4 protein-coding genes are annotated in these 6705 nt (G+C 39.3%); 3 read left to right on the forward strand and 1 reads right to left on the reverse strand.

Annotation, left to right across the window (positions count from 1 at the left end; translation table 11 throughout):
* Positions 1 to 106 precede the first annotated feature (106 nt).
* From F6K15_RS24130 to F6K15_RS24140, 3 genes are read left to right on the forward strand one after another with little or no spacing between them, the layout of a single operon-like run.
* Entirely contained in the window at positions 107 to 2806 is a 2700-nt protein-coding gene (locus tag F6K15_RS24130; RefSeq protein WP_293065365.1) for an ABC transporter substrate-binding protein, read from the forward strand.
* Complete coding sequence (locus tag F6K15_RS24135) at positions 2806 to 3006, forward strand: hypothetical protein (protein ID WP_293065367.1); 201 nt, start codon at positions 2806 to 2808, stop codon at positions 3004 to 3006. Before F6K15_RS24130 ends, F6K15_RS24135 begins: the two co-directional genes overlap by 1 nt.
* Positions 3007 to 3061: 55 nt before the next feature.
* The gene (locus tag F6K15_RS24140) at positions 3062 to 4426 is read left to right on the forward strand and encodes a DUF1800 domain-containing protein (RefSeq protein ID WP_293065369.1); all 1365 of its coding nucleotides are present in this window, start codon (positions 3062 to 3064) and stop codon (positions 4424 to 4426) included.
* 186 nt (positions 4427 to 4612) lie between these two features.
* Here F6K15_RS24140 and nadB read toward each other — a convergent pair whose 3' ends face one another.
* Positions 4613 to 6292 (reverse strand): L-aspartate oxidase, encoded by a 1680-nt coding sequence (gene nadB / locus F6K15_RS24145; protein WP_293065371.1) that lies wholly within the window; start codon positions 6290 to 6292, stop codon positions 4613 to 4615.
* Positions 6293 to 6705: the final 413 nt, after the last annotated feature.

Here is a 6705-nt window from a genome sequence, read left to right on the forward strand (position 1 = left end):
TAAGCTGGCGCTAACGTGTCCTCAACCCAACCTACAAAGAGCAAATTTTTGGAGATATCTATTTAACCGAATATAATATTAAAACTAAAGCAATGAATTAATCATAATGGCTAGACAAGTTGTTATCAAAATAGAAGAAGGGAGTTTTGAATTAGGTTTTCCTGTTATCCTGGAGTTTTGGCAAGATGGTAGAATCATTGCCACAGAACGCAAGTGTCCTCAATTGCCCCCTAACCCAGATTTTCCTATAGTTTATGATGAATGGAGAAACATTTATACTGAGTTGGGGGGAGACCGAGCGATAGAAATGCAAGAGGGGCAAACTACCAACATCTCCAGTTTAGAAGGCTGTCAAAATGCCACTCGCGCCCTAGAATCTAATGTAAGAAATTGGTTAGGACAACCTATCTTTGGAGCTATAACAGCGCGAATTATAGGACAACTCAAAGATGGAACTCCAAATGAATCAGTTCGAGTGATCATCGATACATCAAATCCTTATCTGCGTAAGTTATCCTGGGATTATTGGGATTTATTTGAGAAATCATATTTTTTACCCCAAGCAGAATTTGCCCTTTTATCTAAATATAATCGACCAACAGAAACCTTGGAGAAACCGATTCATCTTCTGGCAATTTTTGGTAGCAATGAGGGGGAATTACAACTGCAACAAGATCGGGAACTCATTGAAAACTTACAACAACACGGGGCAAAAATTACCTCTATTCCAGCGAGAGGAAATTCTCTGACTCCTCAAGAACTATTTGATACTCTTTGGCTGGGAAATTGGGATATTATTTTTTATGCAGGACATAGTTCCGCTCGGAATATTCATGTCGATCGTGGTCAAGATTTACCAATCAATCTTTTAAAAGAAGCTCTGAGGAAAGCCGCTTCAAAAGTCAAGCTGGCAATTTTTAATTCCTGTGATGGACTGGGTCTTGCTGAATATTTAGCTGATTTTGATATTCCCCATATAATTGTGATGCGAGAACCTGTTCCCGATTTAGTAGCACGGCGTTTTTTACAATATTTCCTGGAAGAATTTACCCAAGGTAGACCTCTCCACGCCTCTGTTCGAGAAGCACGGAGGCATTTAAAACAACTGGAAATTCCTATTCCCAATGAATTGTTTTATCCAAGAGCATCTAGACTACCTGTACTCATCCAAAATCCTGCTACACCTGAACTATATTGGCCTCAACCTAAAAAACATCCAGGCAAATCTCCAATAAAACCTAAGTACATAATTCTGTTTTTCTTGGCGATCGCTGGTGTTTTGGGAATTTGTCGTTGGTTTTATCCTCAACCTGAAATGCTTGGAGATAACATTAGTAAAGGTGAGGAAATTCTGGTCAAACTATTTCAACCACGAGACAAACAAAGGGGTGTGGATGCAGTTGCCCAATGCCAAAAACCCTGGAATTATTTTCTACCTATTTGGAACGGTCATATTCGAGAACAATGGAGGGGTTGTTTGATCACCAAAAATATTTATCAAGAGGCAGTTCAAAATCTTCAGCAAAGTTGGAAGACAGATCGAAGAGACCCAGAAACTTTAATTTATCTCAATAATGCTCTTTTAGAAGCGACAGAAGCTAATTTCTATACTATTGCAGTTGTAGTTCCAGTTTTACAGGATGAAACAGGACAGGTGAGTAATGCAGAAGTCGCTGAAGAACTCTTGCGGGGAGTAGCTCAAGCGCAAATGGAAGTTAACTTGAGTTTATTCAATGAGAATAAATACTCTAATTTGACTTTACCGGGTGCAAATTTTCTAGACTCGAAAAGCTTGAATGGAAAAGGTTTAAAAATTATCATTGCTAATGATGCTAACTTAGAGACTCAGGCAAATAAGGTTGCCAATACAATAGTCAAACGGTCAGAGATTCGAGGTGTTATTGCTTCTTGGACCAGTGAGATGACGATGGCAACTGTAGATATATATAACCAAAATCAATTCGTATCAGTTTCTCCTGGTGCGGCCACTTCTGAACTCACACAAAAACTTAGACCATTTTTCTTCCGAATTACCGCAACTAACAATCTCCGAGCAGAAGCAATGGTTGATGTCTTGATGAATAAAATTAATCAAAACAAAGCTACGATTTTTTATAACCCTGCTAGTGCCTATTCTAGTGATTATAAAAAACATTTTAAACGAAAACTCTCGGAAAAAGGAGGATATGTCATTGATTCATTTGATATTTCTCGGTCTGATTTTAATGCTAAAAATGCTATCCAAAAAGTCAGAAAATATGGTAATTCAGCTATTGTTCTCATCCCAGATGGGCAAGTGACTGATTCTTTTGCTAATGCTCTGGAAATCATCAAAGAAAATGGTGGTCAAAACTGGATAGTTGGTGATTCCTCAATTTACAGTCCGAAAACCCTGAAGATAGCTCAACCCCAACTCATGGAAAAACTTATTGTCACTATTAATTGGCATCCTCTAAGTAATCCAAAATCTGATTTTTCTCAGACCACTGAGCAGCTTTGGGGAGGTCCTGTTAGCGGTCGTACAGCTTTGAGCTATGACGCAGCTCGGGTTCTCCTTGAAGGAATTCGGCAACAACCTACTCGTTGGGGAATTCAGAAAACGTTAGCAGATAAAACTTTCCATGTTGAGGGGGTAACAGGAAAAATTGAATTTAAACCAGGAACTGGCGATCGCCAAAAACTACCCTTGGAATTAGTTCGAGTTGTTTCTTGTCCAACGAAGACGAATAGCGATCGCTTCGTATTTATTCCTTATAAGTATTCAAAACCTGAAGATGCAGGGTTGAAATGCTTGAGTTCTAAGTAATGTTCTTTTCTAATAAGCTTCCTGTAGGTTGGGTTGAGGAACGAAACCCAACCATAAAAAGGTTGGTAATTCTGCATAGTAATGGTATACAGGAAAAAGGAATGCTTGGCACGGGAGCAAGATGCTCCCACTGTTCTCGCAACAAACATTGCCGGACAATGCAGCACCAAAAGGTTTTGTTGGGTTTATCCGTAGGATAAGCGACCCTAACACTTCGTTCTACCCGACCTACTGGACTAATAACTGATAACTAGAATGACTGATACTAAAATTCTACACCTAATTAATCGCCTCAGTTTCGGACCGACTCCAGGACAAGTTGAACAGATTAAAAATATTAGTATTGAGGTCTATATTCAATCTCAACTCAAACCTAATTCTATTCCCTATCCAAAAGTATTAACTCAAAAACTAGAATATCTCGATACATTGCCTTTCAAACCTGGTGAAATAATCACAGAATTACAAAAACTTCAACAAACAGGAAAAGAATTAAAATTAGACCAAAGAGGATTAAATAGAATCAAAAGACGCTTTGAACAAAAGATTTTTTTACAAGCTAGTAAAGGACGTTTTCTCCGCACTCTAGAAAGTCCGCGTCACTTAGAAGAAGTTATGGTAGATTTTTGGTACAATCACTTTAATATTTTTGGTCGTCAAGGATTAAATCGTTTATATTTCAGCTCCTATGAACAACAGGCAATTAGACCTCATGTTTTGGGAAAATTTAGAGAATTATTAGGTGCTACTGCTCATCATCCAGCCATGTTAATTTATTTGGATAATTGGCGGAGTCATCGGGGAAAAATAAATGAAAATTATGCTAGAGAATTATTAGAATTACATACTTTAGGTGTGGATGGAGGCTATAGTCAAGATGATATTATTGCTTTAGCAAAAATTTTTACTGGTTGGGGTTTACCTCCTAATGTTAAAAGAGCTGAAGATTTAGATGGATTTTATTTTGATGAAAAACGTCACGAACCGGAAGATAAACTTTTTCTCGGACAAACAATTAAAGAAAATGGTATGGCTGAAGGTGAAATTGCTTTAGATATTTTGGCTAACCATCCTGCCACAGCTAAACATATTAGTTATAAATTAGCTCAAACTTTTGTGTTAGACCAACCGCCAGAATCTTTAGTTCAAAATTTAGCTCAGATTTTTTTAGAGAGTGAAGGAGATATTTCTGAAGTATTAAAAACTCTCTTCAACAGTTCAGAATTTTGGCAAGTAGAAACACATAATAGTAAGTTTAAAAATCCTTATCATTTTGTAGCTTCTGCCATGAGAGCTATTGGTAATGAAGTTGATAATTTTCGACCTATTAATGGCATTTTAGACCAGTTAGGAATGCCTCTTTATGGTTGTGTTACTCCCGACGGTTATAAAAATACAAAAGAAGCATGGTTAAGCTCAGATACAATGATTCGACGTAGTAGTTTAGCCGTACCTTTATCTGGTGGTTTATTGGGTAGAGGTAAACCTATTAGTGCGGAAAAATTAATGGCTACTTTGGGTAATAACTTTTCTGCTCAAACTCGTACAGTAATTGAAAATAGTTCTCCTGAATTGAGGGCAGCATTAATTTTTGGTAGTCCTGAATTTATGAGGTATTAAACAATTAATAATTAATAATTAATAATTAATAATTACGTCTCCTTGAAAACAGATAGGATTGAATAAAAAGAGGCTTTAAAGCTTAATTATTTGGTAAGAAGGAAGAAGATTTGATTTTGGTCAAAGTCTAAAGTTATGAAAAAAACCATATTTTCCCTACTCCCTACCCACTTATTTATAACTATTCTAACCGGACATGATATAATTAGAAATCTTAGCGGACTTACCCCAATAATCTCCCTGAATCAAAGTATGCAATTGCCAATCATCAGAGGTTTGAGAATAATCGCTGCGGTAATGTCCGCCTCTACTTTCGGTGCGCCAAGCAGCACTTTTCAAGATTAAATAAGCAACATCAGTCAAATTGAGAGTTTCCGCAGCCAACCTCAGGTTTTGTTCAGCCCGATCGGAATTTAATTGCACTGTTTGGTTGGGTGTCGCCTTGAGTAAATATCCCATAATATTCAAATCAGTTAGTTGAGAACGCCAAATATTCAGTTGTGATATTCCATCTCCAAGTATTGCTTGAGAGCGAGAAATACCAGCACTTTCCCACATAAGTTTGGGTAAATTTTCTCTGATAGAGTTAACTTTCTCCATCTCGTTATCCCAATCCTGTTGTTCCCTCTTCACAGGGAGAGACGAATATCCAGGATCGTCATCACCATTAATCTTCGAGTTAACCGTTAACTGAGACAATTGACCAGCAAAAACAATACATTCTAGTAGAGAATTACTTGCTAAACGATTAGCACCATGCACCCCTGTACTCGCAGTCTCACCGATAGCATATAGGCCGTCGATCGAGGTACAACTCTCCAAATTCGTAGCAATTCCCCCCATAAAATAATGAGCCACAGGAGCGATAGGAATAGGTTGTGTAAATAAATCAATCCCCCACTGTTGACACGCTTGAATAATACTAGGAAAACGCTCTCGCATCCTTTCGGCTTTTATCGGTCGCAAATCCAGGTAAACACAATAAGGATCGGGTTTCGTTTTCTGTAAGTGACTGAAAATAGCCCTACTGACTACATCCCTTGGTGCCAATTCTCCACTAGGATGATAATCAAAAGCAAAACGCTTTCCTTGGGAATCGACTAAATGCGCTCCTTCCCCTCGCACAATCTCAGTAACTAAGAACCGGGGAATTCCGCTTACTGTTAACGCTGTCGGATGAAATTGGAAAAACTCCGGGTCTCGAATTAAAGCTCCTGCACGCCAAGCCAGAGCAATACCATCTCCAGTAATGACTGTAGGGTTTGTGGTATGGCAAAAAACTTGACCGCAGCCACCAGTAGCTAAGACCACTGCAGCAGATCTAATCCAGCGTATACACCCCTGATTGAGGATACTTAACCCCTGACAACTCCCTGTCACTTCATTCAACCACAAACTCAAGGTAAACGCCTGGGAAAACACCTGGATGTTTTCGCGTTCCAAAACTTGAGACGTAAGTGTATCAATCAACACCTTTCCGGTAGTTTCACCAGAATGGAGGACACGGGGGCGTGAGTGTGCAGCTTCTAGCTCTTGGGCAAGTTTCTCACCATTGCGGTCAAAAGTTACTCCCATCTCTAGAAGAGACTCGATCGCTGCAGGAGCATTATCAGTTAAAAGTTTAACTGCTTCTGGTTCGCAAAGACCTGCACCAGCTTTGAGAGTATCTTCCCAATGGGACAGGGGTGCATCAGCAGGATCGATCGCTGCAGCAATGCCTCGTGCCCAGCTACTTGCTCCTGTTTTCAGAGTATCTTTGGTTATTAAGCCCACTTGGAGGTGGTTAGGCAAACACAAAGCAGCATAAAGTCCTGCTGCACCAGAGCCAATAATTAGGACATCAAACTTAGAGGGAATAGTTGGCATTGTAAGAAATTATATACAGAAATTTTAGGGTATTATATCAAATCCGGTTGAATACTTATTATATGAGATGGGGGGATGGGGAGATAGGGAGATGGGGAGATGGGGGGATAGGGAAATTTAATATTGAAGTGTGGATAGAATTATAAACATATACTGTATAACCGGATTCTATATTACACGATTGTGCCATAATTGTTTGAGCAGTGGAGACAAGACCTAATAGTGAGGCTTTAACGAAGTCAAAAGTCAGAAGTTAACCCACCCCTAACCCCTCCCAACCCACCCCTAACCCCTACCAACCCACCCCTAACCCCTCCCAGGAGGGGAGCCAGGAGGGGAAGTCGGGGATTTGACCAAACCTCCAAAAATATTTCGCCTTAAAAGGCGGGGTTGCGCGACCCATATTATTTTGA

Source organism: Okeania sp. SIO2B3 (assembly GCF_010672525.1).
In the GTDB taxonomy this organism is placed as follows: domain Bacteria; phylum Cyanobacteriota; class Cyanobacteriia; order Cyanobacteriales; family Microcoleaceae; genus Okeania.

What these genes read in the sequence shown, in the direction of transcription:
- F6K15_RS24130 (WP_293065365.1), top strand. Translation starts at nt 107, where the DNA reads ATGGCTAGACAAGTTGTTATCAAAATAGAAGAAGGGAGTTTTGAATTA.
- F6K15_RS24135 (WP_293065367.1), top strand. Translation starts at nt 2,806, where the DNA reads ATGTTCTTTTCTAATAAGCTTCCTGTAGGTTGGGTTGAGGAACGAAAC.
- F6K15_RS24140 (WP_293065369.1), top strand. Translation starts at nt 3,062, where the DNA reads ATGACTGATACTAAAATTCTACACCTAATTAATCGCCTCAGTTTCGGA.
- nadB (WP_293065371.1), bottom strand. Translation starts at nt 6,292, where the DNA reads ATGCCAACTATTCCCTCTAAGTTTGATGTCCTAATTATTGGCTCTGGT.